The 18,159-nt window shown below is 53.1% G+C and carries 11 protein-coding genes and 1 pseudogene; all 12 read right to left on the bottom strand.

The genetic code is table 11. The annotated features are described in order from the left end of the window. Nucleotides 1-13: 13 nt before the first annotated feature. Nucleotides 14-865, bottom strand: coding sequence for a pseudouridine synthase (locus ACK8P7_RS01405; RefSeq protein WP_410042432.1), 852 nt, complete (start codon nt 863-865; stop codon nt 14-16). 188 nt (nt 866-1,053) lie between these two features. Further along, nucleotides 1,054-2,070, bottom strand: a pseudogene (gene queA, locus ACK8P7_RS01400) (tRNA preQ1(34) S-adenosylmethionine ribosyltransferase-isomerase QueA); the annotation flags it as partial. 146 nt (nt 2,071-2,216) lie between these two features. Then, the gene (locus ACK8P7_RS01395) at nt 2,217-3,419 is read right to left on the bottom strand and encodes a hypothetical protein (protein WP_410042431.1); all 1,203 of its coding nucleotides are present in this window, start codon (nt 3,417-3,419) and stop codon (nt 2,217-2,219) included. A 22-nt stretch (nt 3,420-3,441) separates the two neighbouring features. Next, nucleotides 3,442-4,275, bottom strand: a complete 834-nt coding sequence (locus tag ACK8P7_RS01390) for a hypothetical protein (RefSeq protein WP_410042430.1) — start codon at nt 4,273-4,275, stop codon at nt 3,442-3,444. 122 nt (nt 4,276-4,397) lie between these two features. Further along, complete coding sequence (locus ACK8P7_RS01385; protein WP_410042429.1) at nt 4,398-5,204, bottom strand: VTT domain-containing protein; 807 nt, start codon at nt 5,202-5,204, stop codon at nt 4,398-4,400. Beyond that, a complete protein-coding gene (locus ACK8P7_RS01380) occupies nt 5,201-5,467 on the bottom strand; it encodes a TIGR03905 family TSCPD domain-containing protein (protein ID WP_410042428.1) in 267 nt (88 codons plus the stop codon). The genes ACK8P7_RS01385 and ACK8P7_RS01380 overlap by 4 nt, the downstream gene beginning before the upstream one ends. Nucleotides 5,468-5,548: 81 nt before the next feature. Then, nucleotides 5,549-6,742, bottom strand: coding sequence for an elongation factor Tu (tuf, locus tag ACK8P7_RS01375; RefSeq protein WP_410042427.1), 1,194 nt, complete (start codon nt 6,740-6,742; stop codon nt 5,549-5,551). Nucleotides 6,743-6,976: 234 nt separating this feature from the next. Further along, entirely contained in the window at nt 6,977-9,049 is a 2,073-nt protein-coding gene (gene fusA, locus ACK8P7_RS01370; protein ID WP_410042599.1) for an elongation factor G, read from the bottom strand. Nucleotides 9,050-9,115: 66 nt separating this feature from the next. Beyond that, the gene (rpsG, locus tag ACK8P7_RS01365; RefSeq protein ID WP_410042426.1) at nt 9,116-9,586 is read right to left on the bottom strand and encodes a 30S ribosomal protein S7; all 471 of its coding nucleotides are present in this window, start codon (nt 9,584-9,586) and stop codon (nt 9,116-9,118) included. A 172-nt stretch (nt 9,587-9,758) separates the two neighbouring features. Beyond that, nucleotides 9,759-10,178 (bottom strand): 30S ribosomal protein S12, encoded by a 420-nt coding sequence (rpsL, locus tag ACK8P7_RS01360; protein WP_410042425.1) that lies wholly within the window; start codon nt 10,176-10,178, stop codon nt 9,759-9,761. Between the two features lie 118 nt (nt 10,179-10,296). Then, nucleotides 10,297-14,016, bottom strand: a complete 3,720-nt coding sequence (gene rpoC, locus ACK8P7_RS01355) for a DNA-directed RNA polymerase subunit beta' (protein ID WP_410042424.1) — start codon at nt 14,014-14,016, stop codon at nt 10,297-10,299. 11 nt (nt 14,017-14,027) lie between these two features. Next, entirely contained in the window at nt 14,028-18,152 is a 4,125-nt protein-coding gene (locus tag ACK8P7_RS01350; protein WP_410042423.1) for a DNA-directed RNA polymerase subunit beta, read from the bottom strand. Between the last annotated feature and the right edge of the window lie 7 nt (nt 18,153-18,159).

Here is an 18,159-nt window from a genome sequence, read left to right as displayed (position 1 = left end):
ATTTCTCTGCCCACTACTTTCCGGCATTTTCTTCCATATCCTCTTCCCGGAGGCCGAGCTCGGACAGCTCGATCTCGCGATACTGCCCCGGCTTCAGTCCATGCAGGGTGAGGTCCATGATACGGATGCGCTTCAGCTTCTTCACCTCATAGCCGAAGGCTGCACACATACGACGAATCTGACGATTCAGTCCCTGTGTGATCACGATATGAAACTCCTGCTGACGAAACTTCGGCGGACGGGTCATGTCCTGCCACACCTCACATGGGCGGGTCGTCGCATGCAGTTCCTTCAGCTCGACGCCATCGGCGAGCGCATCCAGGAACTCCTTCGTGCACGGCTTATCCACGGTCACGACGTATTCCTTCTCATGGTAATTCCGTGCACGGTTGATCCGATTTACGAGATCGCCCTGATTCGTCAGAAGGATGAGTCCCTCCGACTCCTTATCGAGACGACCGATCGGGTACACTCTCGTGTGGTAGTGGATCGCTTCGATGATGTTCGGTGCTTTATCCTTATCACTCGTCGTGCACACGATCCCACGCGGCTTGTAGTACGCGAGCAGCACCGGTGCCGGACGGTCATAGTCCTGCCCCACCGTCGAAATCTGCTCTCCATAACGCTTCGCCATCCGGCGCGACTCCGTATGGAGAAGGTACTGTGCTTCCGGATTGCCGGCAGCGGCGTTCAATGCATGCGGATTCACGCACTGTCCGTCCAGCTCGATCGAGTCTGCTTCCGTTACCTGCTGGCCGAGCTCGACCGGCTTCTTATTTACAGTGACACGGCCCGCAGCGATCAGCTTATCCGCCTCGCGGCGGGAGCAGACGCCGAGCTCCGATAAACGCTTATTCAGTCTCATCTCGCATCCCCCGCGTTTTCCGCCGTCTTCCAGAGTGGCGCTTCATCGGCTGCGAGCGGCCAGCTGTAGCTCTTTCCAGGGATACCCTCGACCTCTGCGACGGCATCCTCCGGAAGGAAGGTGACTTCATGGTTCCGGTTCGGATCCAGCTCCGCCGGAAGCTGTGCGTCGTTCTTGAGATCTGCGAAGAAGCAGGCATCGCCGAAGCTGAAGAAACGGTACTTCTCGCGCACCGCCACCTTATACGCGCGGAGCACGTGCTCACGCTTCGTAAAGGCAGAAACCAGCATGACGAGGGTGGATTCCGGCAGATGGAAGTTGGTGATCAGCGCATCCATGCACTTAAACTGATAGCCCGGATAGATGAAGATATCGGTCCAGCCGGAGGTCGCCGGCATGGTGCCATCCGGAAGTGCTGCGGCCTCGACGGTACGGCAGCTGGTGGTGCCGGTGCAGATGACACGATGGCCCTCTGCGTGGGCGCGATTGATCTTATCCGCTTCCGACTGCTCGACGATGTAGTACTCGCTGTGCATATGGTGTTCCTCGATCTTGTCCGCCTTGACCGGACGGAAGGTGCCGAGGCCGACATGCAGGGTGATGTGGGCGATCTCCACGCCCTTCTCCTTCACGGCCTGAAGCAGCTCCTCGGTCCAGTGGAGACCGGCGGTCGGGGCCGCCGCAGAGCCGTCATTCTTTGCATAGACGGTATTGTAGCGTGCCTTTTCCTTCAGCTGATGATGGATGTACGGTGGGATCGGCATCTCGCCGAGGCGGTCGAGCACCTCCTCCCAGATGCCCTCGAACTCGAAGCGGATGATGCGGTTGCCATCATCGATCGTGTCGATGATCTCGCCCTTCAGCAGGCCCTCGCCGAACTCGACGCGCGCACCATTCCGGAGCTTCTTTCCAGGCTTGACGAGGCACTCCCAGTCAGTCGTGCTGAGGCGGCGAAGAAGCAGTACCTCGACATGTGCGCCGGTACCGGACTTCTCGCCATGCAGACGTGCCGGGATGACCTTCGTATCGTTGATGACGAGGCAGTCACCCTTATGAAGATAGTCGATGATGTTATAAAAATGACGGTGATTGATCTCGCCGGTGAAGCGGTCCATCACCAGAAGCCGGCTGTCCGAGCGCTTCTCGAGCGGATCCTGCGCGATCAGCTCCTCCGGCAGGTCATAGTAAAAGTCTTTCGTTTCCATACTGTGTTTTCTCCTTTTCTGCTGTCTCACGACATGTACACGGTGCAGAGCGCACCATAAACCTTATTATTATATACTGTCTTTCAGGTTTCTTCTACATAAAAGAGCAGGCGAATGCTTCTGCATTCGCCTGCATTTGTAAGTGTTCAGCCGACCGGGCCGTCATCGGAGATGACGGCATCTCCTGCCGGTGCGTTATCTGCAGCCCCCGGCTCTGCGATGGTCTCGCCGGAAGCCGCCGCTGCGGTCGTTTCTGCCTTTCCGCCTGCGCCCGTGTTTTCGGAGATGGTTTCTCCTGCGGTCGTCGTTTCCGTCGACTTTTTCGTCTCGGTCGTGCTCTTCTCCGAGCTCTTCTGATCGCTGTTCTTCTTACTGCTCTCCTTCGTTTCTTCGTTCGCCGTATCTCGATCAGACGGTGCCGTGGTTTCTGCCTCGGTCACGGCGGCCTCGGTTTCTACAGAGATCAGGGAAACCTCGCTGTCGATTTCTTCCTGCGAGTCTGTGTAGATACGTCCGCTCTGGATAGCATCATAGATGACCGCGAGCCGCTGATCACTCGAGATGGCCTCCAGCAGACGCGAGTTGGTCGCATTGATCAGCTCCTGTACCTCACTGTGATTCGTGATATAGCTGTTCACAAACTTCGTCTGCTCCGGCGACATGTTCTCGACGATTTCGAAGCTGTTCTGATCGTTTACCTTCACATAGCAGTACATGATGCCCGGTGCCAGCGTATCTGTCCGGCGGAACTTCACATTATAGGTGACGAAAACGAGCTTCGTGTTCTTCTCGAGTCCATCTACCGCATACTGCTGGATATCCTGGTATGTCTCGATGTAGCCGGCCTGGGTCTTCAGCTTCTTCTGAAGACTCGCGGTCTGCTCCTCGGTCTGATTCGTGACGCCGGTCAGACGGTACAGTGTATCGGTATCACCCTCGAGACGTGCGTTAAAGTAATCCTGGAAAAGCTTCGTCATATACTCGTCATTATACTGACGTACGAGTGACGCGTCCTCGTCGGCACCCGCGTTGCCGTCGGCAATGCCGGGAGATGCACTCTCATCGTCGCCCCCCGCGTTTTCAATTTCGGAAGCGCTGGCCACCTGCGGACCACCACTCTGTGCATCCGGATTCTTCGGATTCCGATCCAGAATCAGGATGATGATGATCAGCACGACCACCAGTGCCGGAATGCCCAGGAGACCAAGCATCTCATGAAGCTGCTCCTGTTTCTGACGTTTCCTCATATTCGCGATGCGACGCGCACGCTTGCGCTCGATCACACCCTCGACCGGTTTTTCCTCCAATGCCCGATCGACATCATCCAGATCTTTTAATTCTCTGTCCATTCTTTCTGCCTCATCTGTTTCGTCAGTTTACTCTCGCACCGTCCGCTCCGAAAAAGAAGCTTCCGATCCAAGCGTTCTGCAGCAGTGCACCATCCTGACCTGCATAGTAGTATCTGCCATCTGCGAGCAGCAGTCCCGGTCCCTGCAGCTGTCCACTGTTCGGTTCAAAATAGTATAGCCGGCCACTGATATTCTGCAGCCCACGAAGCATCTTCGCATCTGCCCCTACATAATACCAGGCACCATTCGCCTCGTAGATCCAGGTATTCACCTCGAGGTAGCCACCCTGGTTAAAATGATAATTTGCGCCATCGATACTGCGCCAGGAGCTGACCGGATAGGTCCCATCCGGATAGAGGTACCACATACCGTTATTTTCGAACTGCCAGCCGTCCTTCAGGTAGGTGTTCGCCACCACACGACGTGCATTGATCACCGTCGAGCTCGAGCTGTAGTGATTTCCCGCCGGATTCATCTGCGACGGATTCGTCACCTGTGCGAGTCCCGTCGCTGCCTGGTTTCCCGCCATCGGCCCGACGTTCAGTGTATTATACAATACCCCATTTACATAGTAGCCGCCCGTCGTACCGGTATAGTTCGTCGTATACATGGTATGATTCGTACTGCTGCTGTTCAGATACGGATTTGTATTCGCATCGGATGAAGGCGTCGCATGATAGACGACACCGCCCTGGCCATCCGGACTCACCGCGGACACCTGTGTCACGCTCTGTCCAGATGTCATCCCGGTATAGGCCACACCACCGCGGCCATCCGGACTCACCCCAGCTAACGCTGGACCCGCAAGCACCAGTGACATCACGATCGCCACGGTGCACACTCTATGTACTCTCATAAAAACTCCGATTCAGCATCACATAATTTTACATACACCATCATACTATATGCGATCCGAAGATGATAGTAGCAAAGTTCTTACAAAAATGTCATCCGAAGTAACTGTTCAGGCAGGAGGCTTTACTTCAAACTTCCGAGCAGCGCTTCTCTCTTCCAGCTGATCAGCCCGATGATGACGAGCTGCGCGACGAACACGATCGCCGCTCCGAGGTATTGCCCGAGAATCAGAAAATAACCACAGAGACAGTTCGTGACACACTGCAGCCAGGCGGTCGCCGCAACGGCGCCGACATACCCCCGACCTGTAATATCCGCACGCGACGCAATATACGGTATCGCGCCATTCGGCACGGCCGGTACCATGCAGGCGATGGCAACCACAAACGCCGGATGCGTCGAGTTGATTTTCTGTGTCAACCAGTTCTGGCGGTTCAGTCCCGGAATGAAATTCCCGAGTCGACGCCCGAGCCGCCTCGCCACAGCAAATACAAACGCATTTCCCAGGACAAAGCCGATATAGCAGGCGATCGACGCTTTCAACCAGCCATAAATCATACCAACCGCCAGGTGGATCGGAAGTCCCGGCAGAACGATACTCACCACCTGCAGCGCAGACAGTACGACTGCCAGCATCAGACCCTTCCACTCTCCCTCCAGCTCGAGATAACGTGCGATTCCCTGCTCATCGCCAGCCTTCAGAAGCGGCCATAAACCAGGAAAAATGTGGTTAAAAGTCACATAGAAAATCAGGACGATCAGGAGCAGAAGCAGCACGATCGCAGAAATACCGATCAGTTTCTGGTGAAATTTCGGCTGATCTTCAGACGAATCCGATCGTATCTGACTGCTGTTCTGCGCTTCATTCTCCCGCTCAGAAACATGCACCTGCTTCATGACATCCTTCAGCCTCCCGCAGTTCTGCTTCATGCGATCTTCTCAGCAAGCGCCTGATCGATCGCCTTTGAGAGCTGATCAGCGCAGGAGGTCGGACGTGGTCCACATGTATTTCCGCGCAGAATCTCTGAAACCTTCGACGCCTCCTGACCCTCTACGAGCCGCCCGATCGCCTTCAGGTTGCCATTGCAGCCACCACGAAAGTGAAGATTGTGAATCTTATTTTCGTCATCCAGCTCAAATGTAATCTCCGTAGAACATACCATCTTCGGTCTATATGTAAATTCCTGTGTCATATGATTTCTCCTATATTTCAAAAAACAGCGTGGAGATTTCTCTCCACGCTGTTTAAATGCTTAGCTTATCGCCTGACAGAATTAGTCGAGGATGCTGATTACTCTACCAGAACCAACGGTTCTACCACCCTCACGGATAGCGAAACGGAGACCCTCCTCCATAGCTACCGGGTGAATAAGCTCAACAGTCATCTCGGTGTTATCACCAGGCATGCACATCTCTGTACCCTCTGGAAGCTCGCAGACACCAGTTACATCAGTTGTTCTGAAGTAGAACTGCGGTCTGTAGTTTGTGAAGAACGGAGTATGACGACCACCCTCGTCCTTGGTAAGAACGTAAACCTGAGCGGTAAACTTCTTGTGGCACTTTACAGTACCCGGCTTGCAGAGAACCTGACCTCTCTCGATCTGATCACGGTTGATACCACGAAGGAGAAGACCTACGTTATCACCAGCCTCAGCCTCGTCAAGAGTCTTACGGAACATCTCGATACCAGTTACGACAGTCTTCTGAGTCTCCTCGGAAATACCAACGATCTCAAGCTCATCGGATACGTGAAGAACACCACGCTCTACACGACCGGTAGCTACAGTACCACGACCTGTGATGGTGAATACGTCCTCGACTGGCATAAGGAATGGCTTATCAGTCTCACGAACTGGCTCAGGGATGTAAGAGTCAACAGCGTCCATGAGCTCCATGATCTTATCGCCCCACTCAGACTTCGGATCCTCAAGAGCCTTCAGAGCAGAACCGTGGATTACAGGGATCTCATCGCCTGGGAACTCGTACTCGTTCAGAAGGTCTCTAACCTCCATCTCAACGAGCTCAAGAAGCTCAGGGTCATCAACCATGTCGCACTTGTTAAGGAATACAACGATAGCCGGAACACCTACCTGACGAGCAAGAAGGATATGCTCTCTGGTCTGTGCCATAACACCATCGGTAGCAGCTACAACGAGGATAGCACCATCCATCTGTGCAGCACCAGTGATCATGTTCTTTACGTAGTCAGCGTGGCCCGGGCAGTCAACGTGAGCGTAGTGACGCTTCTCAGTCTCGTACTCAACGTGAGCGGAGTTGATGGTGATACCTCTCTCTCTCTCCTCCGGTGCCTTATCGATCTGATCGAAAGGAACAGCTGGCTCCATGCCAAGTCTGTCAGCGAGAACAGCTGTGATTGCAGCTGTAAGAGTGGTTTTACCGTGGTCTACGTGACCGATGGTACCAATGTTACAATGTGGCTTCGTTCTGTTAAAATGTGCCTTTGCCATTTTAAAATACCTCCATTAAATGTAATACAACGAGAATCATGTCAAGCACTATGCATGCGCTTGCATGCTCCGTGCAATACATTATGCTTCTGAGCGCAGTGTATGCTCAATCAGCAAACATGATTTTATCATCGTTATTCTATTTTATCAAGTATTTTTAGGTGTCCGAACGCCGTCGGAGGCCCGAAAACACTTGATTTTTATGATATGGACTGAAATCATCCACCGCGGTCATTACTTACCGTTACGCTCCTTGAGTACAGCATCCTGAACGTTCTTCGGGCACTTCTCATAGTGATCAAAGAACATAGAGTAGTTTGCACGACCCTGGGTCTTGGAACGAAGATCGGTTGCATATCCGAACATCTCAGAAAGCGGAACATACGCGTTTACCTGCTTACCGGATGGGATATCCTCCATGGACTCGATACGGCCACGACGAGAGTTGACGTCACCGATAACGTTACCCATGTACTCCTCCGGAGTCGTGATCTCGACCTTCATGATCGGCTCGAGAAGAATCGGATCAGCCTTCGCCATCGCGTTCTTGAATGCGATCGATCCGGCGAACTCGAATGCACGCTCGTTAGAGTCGACATCATGGTAGGAACCGTCGTATACGTTTGCGTCTACGCCGAGTACCGGATAGCCTGCAAGTATACCAGACTCTGCTGCGCTGCGGATACCCTTTTCGATTGCCGGGATGTACTCCTTCGGAATCGATCCACCGACAACGGTCGACTGGAACTTGAAGGTCTCCTCGCCGTTCGGATCCATCGGTGTGAACTTAACCTTACAGTCACCATACATACCGGAACCACCGGACTGGTGAACGTAACGGCCCTGTACATCGACAGCCTTGGTGAAGGTCTCCTTGTACGCTACCTCTGGTGCACCTACGTTTGCCTCAACCTTGAACTCACGGAGAAGACGATCAACGATGATCTCCAGGTGAAGCTCACCCATACCGGAGATGATGGTCTGACCGGTCTCTTCATTGGTTCTTACACGGAAGGTTGGATCCTCCTCGGCAAGCTTTGCGAGTGCGTCGGTCATCTTGCCCTGAGAAGCCTTGGTCTTCGGCTCGATCGCTACGGAGATAACCGGCTCCGGGAACTCCATGGACTCAAGAATGATCGGATGGTTCTCATCGCAGAGAGTATCACCAGTCGATGTGGTCTTGAAGCCTACCGCAGCTGCGATATCACCCGAGAATACCTCATCGAGATCCATTCTCTTATTTGCATGCATCTGAAGCAGACGGCCTACACGCTCCTTCTTACCCTTGGTAGAGTTCAGGCAGTAGGAACCGTTCTTGAGGGTACCGGAGTACACTCTGAAGTAAGCAAGCTTACCTACGAACGGGTCGGTCATGATCTTAAATGCGAGTGCAGAGAACGGAGCATCATCAGAAGAAGGTCTGCTATCCGGATTTCCATCCTCATCGGTACCCTCAACATCCGGGATGTCGGTAGGAGCCGGAAGGTAATCGATAACCGCATCGAGCAGCTTCTGAACGCCCTTGTTTTTGTAAGCAGTACCGCAGAGGCACGGGATCGCATCGCCGGCGATGGTTGCCTTACGAAGGACAGCCTTCATCTGCTCTACGGTCGGCTCCTCACCCTCGAGGTACATCATCATCAGATCATCATCGAGCTCACAAACCTGCTCTACGAGCTTGTCGTGATACTCCTGCGCTGCATCCTTGTACTCCTCAGGTACGTCGGTAACCTCGATATCCTGGCCCTTGTCATCTCTGTAGAAGTAAGCTCTCATCTCGAAAAGATCGATGAGACCTACATAGGTATCCTCAGCGCCCATCGGGTACTGAAGGATAACGCAGTTCTTACCGAGACGATCAACGATGGTCTGTACAGAGTGGAAGAAATCTGCACCGACGACATCCATCTTGTTGATGAATGCAAGTCTCGGTACGTGATAAGTATCCGCCTGTCTCCATACGTTCTCAGACTGAGGCTCAACACCGCTCTTCGCGTCAAATACGCCGACAGCGCCGTCAAGTACACGGAGAGAACGCTCAACCTCTACGGTAAAGTCTACGTGGCCCGGAGTATCGATGATGTTGATACGGTACTCAGGTGCACCGGCGATCTTCTTATGCTCATGCTCTGGGATCCAGTGACATGTGGTAGCGGCTGATGTGATGGTGATACCACGCTCCTGCTCCTGGGCCATCCAGTCCATGGTTGCAGTACCGTCGTGGGTATCACCGATCTTGTGATTAATTCCAGTGTAGAAGAGAATACGCTCTGTAAGTGTGGTCTTACCGGCATCGATATGTGCCATGATACCAATATTTCTTGTATGCTCAAGTGAATACTGTCTCTTATCAGCCAAAGTATTTCCCCCCTATCAGAATCTGTAATGAGCAAATGCCTTATTAGCGTCCGCCATTCTATGCATTTCCTCTTTACGCTTTACAGCTGCACCCGTGTTGTTTGCAGCATCCATAATCTCGTTTGCCAGTCTCTCAGCCTGTGTCTTCTCAGATCTCTTACGTGAGAACTCAGTAAGCCAGCGAAGACCAAGGGTCTGACGTCTCTGAGGCTTAACCTCCATCGGTACCTGGTATGTAGCACCACCGATACGCTTAGCCTTAACTTCAAGAACAGGCATGATGTTGTTCATAGCCTCTTCAAATACTTCTGTTGCTTCCTTGCCGCTCTTCTCAGCGACAATGTCGAATGCACCATAGACGATCTTCTGAGCAATACCCTTCTTACCATCAAGCATGATGGAGTTAACCAGCTTGGTTACAAGCTTGGAATTGTAAACCGGGTCTGCAAGTACGTCTCTGTGCAGAGTATGTCCTTTACGTGGCACGTTACTTCCCTCCTTAAAAATTTGTTTTAGATCATCGGTACTCTTCGCAACTGCAATCTATCATTGTGTTTTGCGAGTTCATGCGGACTTCTGGACATCTCTTCTTATATAATAATGAGTTCCATTATCCGTCATTTTAACCATGTCTTTTTACAACGTAGATCGAGGCTGATTACTTCTTAGCCTTCGGTCTCTTGGCACCGTACTTTGAACGGGCCTGCATTCTGTTTGCAACGCCGGCTGTATCCAGTGTTCCACGGATGATATGGTATCTTGTACCAGGAAGATCCTTAACACGGCCGCCACGAATCATTACAACAGAGTGCTCCTGCAGGTTGTGGCCCTCTCCAGGAATGTAGGATGTAACTTCGATACCGTTGGAAAGTCTTACTCTGGCGATCTTACGAAGAGCGGAGTTCGGCTTCTTCGGTGTTGCTGTCTTAACAGCTGTACATACACCACGCTTCTGAGGAGCGCTATTGTTAGTTGCAACCTTCTTTAAAGAGTTGAAACCTCTCTGAAGTGCAGGCGCTGTGGACTTCTTCTTAGCAGAAGTTCTGCCCTTTCTTACTAACTGGTTAAATGTAGGCATTTGGTTCTCCTTTCATTAGGTTTATTCTCTCGTTTTGGTCCCTGGAAACAAAAAACAGGGCATGCTTTTGCGCATGCCCTAGTAATATACTTCAATCGAATTTTCTTGTCAATGAGTTTTACAGAATGTTTTCCTTTTCCTTCTCGATCCGGCGGCGTGCAGCGATACGCTCTACGCCCTCCGCATCGATATCGAAGGCCTCATCCGCTGTGAACATCTGATCGTGATCATCCTGAAGATCCTGCTCGTCCTGACTGAGCTCTACATTTCTGTAGCGTCTCATACCGGTACCAGCCGGAATCAGCTTACCGATGATAACATTCTCCTTGAGACCGATCAGCTGATCTGACTTACCACTGATGGCCGCCTCGGTCAGAACCTTGGTGGTCTCCTGGAAGGATGCAGCGGACAGGAAGGAATCGGTCGCGAGGGACGCCTTCGTGATACCAAGCATCACGCGCTTACCCTCTGCCGGCTTCTTGCCCTCGGCGATCAGGCGCTCGTTCTCATCCTCGAAGTCGAGGCGATCGACGGTGGTGCCAGGGATGAAATCGGAATCACCGGCCTCCATGATACGCTCCTTCTTCATCATCTGATGAACGATCATCTCGATATGACGATCCTGAATCTCTACACCCTGCAGACGGTATACACGCTGAACTTCAGAAATCATGTAATCCTGTACTGCCTTGGTGCCCTTGATCTTCAGAAGATCGTGCGGGTTGATGGAACCCTCGGTGAGAACATCACCGGCCTCGAGTATCTGTCCATCCATGACCTTCAGTCTGGAACCATACGGAATGAGGTAGGTCTTCGACTGGCCTCTCTCCGCATCCGTGATGACAACCTCTCTCTTCTTCGCTGTTTCCTTGATCTCTACGACACCCGGAATCTCAGTAAGAATTGCAAGTCCCTTCGGTCTACGAGCCTCGAAAAGCTCCTCGACTCTCGGAAGACCCTGTGTGATATCACCACCCGCAACACCACCGGTATGGAAGGTTCTCATCGTAAGCTGAGTACCCGGCTCACCGATGGACTGTGCAGCGATGATACCGACGGCCTCGCCGACCTGTACCGGCTGACCCGTTGCCAGGTTCGAGCCGTAGCACTTCGCACAGATACCATTCTTCGAACGGCAGGTGAGGACGGTTCTGATCTTCACCTTCATCTTCTGCTTCGCATCGTGCTTTCCTTCCGCAACCTCCTGATCGAAGCGCTTCTGGAGTGCAGCGATGACCTTCGGTGCCCGCTTCGGGGTAACCATACGGTCTGCCTGTACGACAAGCTTGCCGGTCTCCGGATCGTATACATCCTCTGCGATGTAACGACCGGTGATACGCTCCTGCAGTGACTCGATCTTCTCCTGGCCTTCCTCCAGTGCGGAGATCTCCAGGTATGGAATCTTATCCTTATCTGCAGAGCAGTCAAGCTCACGGATGATCAGATCCTGGGTAACGTCAACCATTCGTCTCGTAAGGTAACCGGAGTCTGCCGTACGAAGCGCGGTATCGGAAAGTCCCTTACGTGCACCGTGTGCGGAGATGAAGTACTCGAGTACGTCAAGACCCTCACGGAAGTTTGACTTGATCGGGAGCTCGATGGTACGTCCGGTCGTATCCGCCATGAGTCCTCGCATACCAGCGAGCTGCTTGATCTGCTTATCGGATCCACGGGCTCCGGAATCGGCCATCATGAAGATGTTGTTGTAGGCATCGAGACCGCCGAGAAGATCCTTGGTCAGCTGATCATCGGTCTTCTTCCAGGTATCGATTACCTCCTGGTAACGCTCCTCCTCGGTAACGAGACCACGACGATAGTTACGTGCGATCTTGTCAACAATAGCCTGTGCGTCTGCCAGCAGCTTCTGCTTGCTCGCCGGAACGGTCATATCCGAGATGGATACGGTCATCGCCGCGAGGGTGGACTGCTTATAGCCCATCGCCTTGATATCATCCAGGGTGAGGGCCGTCTGGGTAGCGCCATGTACATCCATGACTCTCTCCAGAATCTTCTTGAGATCCTTCTTCTTTACGATGAAGTCAATCTCCGGAAGAATCTCATTGCCCGGAATCGAACGATCCACGAAGCCGAGATCCTGCGGGATGATCTCGTTGAAGATCAGACGACCTACCGTGGTATTCACCACGCCCTCGATGATCTTCTCGCTGCCATCCTCTGCCTTTACGACCTTACGGATTCTGCACTTGATCAGGGTGTGCATCGAGATGTAGCCATTCTCCTTCGCGAGGATCGCCTCGTTGATGCTCTTGAAGAACATACCCTCGTTCGGCTCACCCGGACGCGCCTGTGTAATATAGTAGATACCCAGTACCATATCCTGTGAAGGAACGGCTACAACACCACCATCCGACGGCTTCAGGAGGTTATTCGGAGAAAGCAGCATGAATCTGCACTCTGCCTGTGCTTCCTGTGTCAGTGGAAGGTGGATCGCCATCTGGTCACCATCGAAGTCGGCGTTGAAGGCCGCACATACGAGCGGGTGAAGCTTGATGGCCTTACCCTCGACGAGGGTCGGCTCGAAGGCCTGGATACCGAGTCTATGCAGGGTAGGGGCACGGTTCAGCATAACCGGGTGGCCCTTGATGACATCCTCGAGGATGTCCCATACCTGCGGATCCAGACGGTCAACCATCTTCTTCGCATTCTTAATGTTGTGGGCCTTACCGGACTGTACCAGCTCCTTCATCACGAACGGCTTAAACAGCTCGAGGGCCATCTCCTTCGGAACACCGCACTGATAGATCTTCAGCTCAGGTCCTACGACGATAACCGAACGTCCGGAGTAATCTACTCGCTTACCGAGCAGGTTCTGACGGAAACGTCCCTGCTTACCCTTTAACATATCAGAAAGGGACTTCAGGGCACGGTTACCTGGACCGGTCACTGGACGGCCACGACGGCCGTTATCGATCAGCGCATCGACCGCCTCCTGCAGCATACGCTTCTCGTTACGTACGATGATTTCCGGAGCGCCCAGCTCGAGGAGACGAGCCAGACGGTTGTTACGGTTGATGATTCTTCTATAGAGATCATTGAGATCCGAGGTTGCGAAACGGCCACCATCGAGCTGAACCATCGGACGAAGATCTGGCGGAATCACCGGAAGGTTCGTGAGGATCATCCACTCCGGCTTATTACCGGAGGAACGGAAGGCCTCCACGACCTCGAGACGCTTCACGATTCTGGTTCTCTTCTGTCCGGAAGCGTCGTCGAGCTCCTGACGAAGCTCTGCATACTCCTTCTCGAGATCGATACCACGAAGCAGCTCCAGTACAGCCTCCGCGCCCATGCCAGCACGGAAGGAGCCATAGCCATACTGCTCGATCGCATCTCTGAACTCCTTCTCGGAGAGGATCTGCTTGTAATCCAGGCCGGTCTCGCCCTTATCGAGTACAACATAGCTTGCGAAATAGAGCACACGCTCCAGAATACGCGGGCTGATGTCGAGGATCAGACCCATTCTGGACGGGATACCCTTGAAATACCAGATATGAGAAACTGGCGCCGCCAGTGCGATGTGTCCCATACGCTCACGACGAACGGAGGACTTGGTCACCTCAACACCGCAGCGGTCACAGATGACGCCCTTATAGCGGATCTTCTTATACTTGCCGCAGTGGCACTCCCAGTCCTTGACCGGTCCGAAAATACGCTCACAGAAGAGTCCATCCTTCTCCGGCTTCAGCGTTCTGTAGTTGATGGTCTCCGGCTTCTTCACTTCGCCGTGGGACCACTCCAGAATCTTCTCCGGAGAAGCCAGGCCGATCTTGATCGAATCAAACTGAACAGGCTTATTTATATTATCAAGCTGTGCCATCTTTCCTCCTATTATTCATGATCGCCGTCGCCGTAGTCGTCATCCGACTGGGAAACCGCGCTGTCACCGTCATCGAACATATCCGAGTCCATATCCTCGCTGAAATCGCCATCATCGGAGAGATCTGCAGAAATTGCGGATGCAAGTGCATCGTCGCCTTCATTGACATAATCATCCTCCGCTGCGTTCTCTTCAGCGCTGTTTACAAGCTCGCCGTCCTTAAACTCCTGGGTCTCGTAGCCGTACTGTCCGTAATTTTCATTACGCTCATAGCGGCTGTCACCACCGGAAAGGAGACGGTGCATATCCTGGTTTGCATCATAGAGATCCTCTGTGATCTCGATCTCGTTCTGATTCTCATCGAGAACGCGTACATCCAGGCAGAGAGCCTCAAGCTCCTTCAGCATAACCTTGAAGGACTCTGGAACACCCGGTGCCGGGATATTCTGGCCCTTGATGATCGCCTCGTAGGTCTTTACACGGCCTGCAACATCGTCGGACTTCATGGTCAGAATCTCCTGCAGTGTATATGCCGCACCGTATGCCTCGAGTGCCCATACCTCCATCTCTCCGAAACGCTGTCCACCGAACTGTGCCTTTCCACCGAGCGGCTGCTGTGTAACGAGAGAGTACGGTCCCGTGGAACGTGCATGGATCTTATCATCTACCAGGTGATGCAGCTTCAGGTAGTGCATGAACCCGATCGCGGTTCTGCCGTCAAATGGAAGACCGGTACGTCCATCGCGGAGCTGAACCTTACCATCGGTCGAGATCGGAACACCCTTCCACTCCTCACGGTGATCGAGGTGTGCACCGAGGTACTCATAGACCTCCGGATCCAGCTCATCCTTATGAAGTTCCGAGAACTCCTCCCAGCTCTTGTTTGCGTAATCGTTCGCAAGAATCAGGGTCTGGGCGATATCATTCTCGTTTGCGCCATCGAAGATCGGGGTAGAAACATTGATACCCAGAACCTTCGCAGCGAGGGAAAGATGCAGCTCGAGCACCTGTCCGATGTTCATTCGGGAAGGTACGCCGAGAGGGTTCAGTACGATATCGAGCGGACGACCGTTCGGAAGGTAAGGCAGATCCTCTACCGCAAGTACGCGTGAGCATACACCCTTGTTTCCATGACGGCCGGCCATCTTATCGCCGACACCGATCTTTCTCTTCTGTGCAATATAGATACGAACGGACTCGGACACACCCGGCGCCAGCTCGTCACTGTTTTCTCTTGTAAATACCTTTGCGTCTACGACGACACCATATGCGCCGTGCGGAACCTTGAGGGAGGTATCACGAACCTCACGTGCCTTCTCACCGAAGATTGCACGAAGCAGTCTCTCCTCCGCGGTCAGCTCGGTCTCACCCTTCGGTGTCACCTTACCGACGAGGATATCACCGGCACGAACCTCTGCACCGATGCGAATGATGCCGCGCTCGTCGAGATTCTTCAGTGCATCGTCACCGACACCCGGAACGTCCGAGGTGATCTCCTCCGGTCCGAGCTTGGTATCACGTGCCTCACACTCATACTCCTCGATATGGATGGAGGTGTAGACGTCGTTCTGGATGAGCTTCTCGGAAAGGAGAACCGCATCCTCGTAGTTGTAGCCTTCCCAGGTCATGAATCCGATCAGCGGGTTCTTACCGAGTGCGATCTCACCCTGGCAGGTGGACGGACCATCGGCGATAACATCGCCCTTCTTTACATGGTCACCGGCGAACACGATCGGCTTCTGGTTGTAGCAGTTCGACTGGTTGGAGCGCATGAACTTGGTGAGCTTGTACTCATCGAGGGTTCCATCGGAATCACGACGGATCGTGATCTTGTTGGATGCGGAGATCTCAACCACACCGTCATACTTTGCAAGGCAGCATACACCGGAGTCGACCGCAGCCTTTGCGGAGATACCGGTATCGACAGCGGCACGCTCGGTCACCATCAGCGGCACGGCCTGACGCTGCATGTTCGATCCCATCAGCGCACGGTTCGCATCATCGTTCTGAAGGAACGGAATCATGGAAGTCGCCACGGAGAATACCATCTTCGGGGATACGTCCATCATATCCACGCTTGCCTTCGGGAATGCCTGCGTCGCCTCTCTGAAACGACCGGAAACGTTATCATGCACGAAATGTCCGTCGGCGTCGAGCGGCTCGTTTGCCTGTGCTACGACATAGTTATCCTCTTCGTCTGCCGCGAGGTATACGACGTCCTTCGTAACCTTCGGGTTCTTCGGATCCGACTTGTCCACCATACGGTACGGAGCCTCGATGAAGCCGTACTCGTTGATACGTGCGTAGGATGCCAGCGAGTTGATCAGACCGATATTCGGTCCCTCAGGTGTCTCGATCGGGCACATACGACCATAATGTGTATAGTGAACATCTCGAACCTCGAATCCGGCACGGTCTCTGGAAAGACCACCTGGTCCGAGGGCGGAAAGTCTACGCTTGTGTGTAAGCTCCGACAGCGGGTTGTTCTGATCCATGAACTGTGACAGCTGGGATGATCCGAAGAATTCCTTCACGGATGCCGTCACAGGCTTGATGTTAATCAGAGACTGCGGTGTGATCTCCTCGATGTCCTGTGTCGCCATACGCTCGCGGACGACACGCTCCATACGGGAAAGACCGATGCGATACTGATTCTGAAGCAGCTCACCGACCGCACGGATACGACGATTGCCGAGGTGATCGATATCATCGTGACTGCCGATCTCCTCTTCGATGTGCATGCAGTAGTTGATGGAAGCGAAGATGTCTTCCTTCGTGATGTGCTTCGGAACGAGCTCATGGATGTCCTTGATGATCGCGATACGAAGTGCACGCTGATCGTCGGCGTTCTCCTCCATCAGACGCGCGAGCTCAGGATAGTAAACGAGCTCCTCCGGTACATCCTTATCGATGATGGCCTGCTTCTCTTCTACAGACAGGGCATCCCAGAGCTTCTTCTCTGCGTCCTGGCTCAGGAAGCTGTTCGTACGGTCAGCCTGGCGCTGGAAGTACTCACGTACGTGGTCGTACTCACGTGCCTCCTCGTAATCGATCTCCTGTGCCTCGAAGCTCACATACTTCGAAAGGTCGACCTCCATCGAGGAAAGTACCTTCTCCTTACGGGTCGGTCCCTCGATCCATACGAACGGAACGGCTGCATCCTGGATCTCTACAGCCTTCGCGAAGCTGATCTGATCACCCGCCTGCGCGATCACCTCACCGGTGGTTGCGTCGATGACGTCCTCTGCCAGTGTGTGGCCCTTGATTCTGTTTTTAAAATGAAGCTTCTTATTAAACTTATAACGTCCAACCTTCGCAAGGTCATAGCGGCGTGGATCAAAGAACATGCCGTTCAGAAGAGAGCTTGCGGAATCGACGGACAGCGGCTCACCCGGTCTGATCTTACGATAGAGCTCGAGCAGACCACCCTCGTAGTTCTGTGCCTCCGGCTGCTCCTTCTCGAAGGAAGCAAGAAGCTTCGGCTCCTCACCGAAGAGCTCGATGATCTCCTGATTCGTGCTGACACCCATCGCTCTGATAAATGCCGTCACTGGAACCTTACGGGTTCTATCCACACGTACCCAGTAAATATCATTGGAATCGGTCTCGTACTCGATCCATGCGCCACGGTTCGGAATCACGGTACAGCTATAGAGCTCCTTACCAACCTTATCATGGTCTACGCCATAATAAATGCCAGGAGAACGAACGAGCTGTGATACGATTACACGCTCGGCACCGTTAATTACAAATGAGCCGGTATCTGTCATCAGTGGCAGATCGCCCATGAAAATCTCGTGTTCATTGATCTCATCCTTGTCCTTGTTGATGAGACGTACTCTTACCTTGAGCGGTGCGGAATAGGTAGCGTCGCGCTCCTTGCACTCCTCAATGGTGTACTTCTTCTCATCCTCGCAGAGCTTGAAGCCTACGAACTCGAGGGACAGGTGTCCAGCGAAGTCCTGGATCGGTGAGATGTCATCAAATGCCTCTTTCAGGCCGTCCGTCAGGAACCACTTATACGAATCCTTCTGAACTTCGATCAGATTCGGCATCTCCAGTACTTCGTCATGCTGAGAGAAAGTAAATCTGACGTTTTTGCCGTTTTTCACGACACGCATCTTGCTTTTTTCCATTGACCGT

The organism is Oribacterium sp. P9, from assembly GCF_046365365.1.
GTDB lineage: Bacteria > Bacillota > Clostridia > Lachnospirales > Lachnospiraceae > Oribacterium.
Note: the sequence above shows the minus strand (reverse complement) of the source record. Positions and strands in the feature narration are given on the sequence as shown.

Coding starts and splice junctions, on each gene's coding strand:
- ACK8P7_RS01405 (WP_410042432.1), bottom strand. CDS start 865: ATGAGACTGAATAAGCGTTTATCGGAGCTCGGCGTCTGCTCCCGCCGC.
- ACK8P7_RS01385 (WP_410042429.1), bottom strand. CDS start 5,204: ATGAAGCAGAACTGCGGGAGGCTGAAGGATGTCATGAAGCAGGTGCAT.
- ACK8P7_RS01395 (WP_410042431.1), bottom strand. CDS start 3,419: ATGGACAGAGAATTAAAAGATCTGGATGATGTCGATCGGGCATTGGAG.
- ACK8P7_RS01380 (WP_410042428.1), bottom strand. CDS start 5,467: ATGACACAGGAATTTACATATAGACCGAAGATGGTATGTTCTACGGAG.
- rpsL (WP_410042425.1), bottom strand. CDS start 10,178: ATGCCTACATTTAACCAGTTAGTAAGAAAGGGCAGAACTTCTGCTAAG.
- ACK8P7_RS01390 (WP_410042430.1), bottom strand. CDS start 4,275: ATGAGAGTACATAGAGTGTGCACCGTGGCGATCGTGATGTCACTGGTG.
- ACK8P7_RS01350 (WP_410042423.1), bottom strand. CDS start 18,152: ATGGAAAAAAGCAAGATGCGTGTCGTGAAAAACGGCAAAAACGTCAGA.
- rpoC (WP_410042424.1), bottom strand. CDS start 14,016: ATGGCACAGCTTGATAATATAAATAAGCCTGTTCAGTTTGATTCGATC.
- fusA (WP_410042599.1), bottom strand. CDS start 9,049: ATGGCACATATCGATGCCGGTAAGACCACACTTACAGAGCGTATTCTC.
- tuf (WP_410042427.1), bottom strand. CDS start 6,742: ATGGCAAAGGCACATTTTAACAGAACGAAGCCACATTGTAACATTGGT.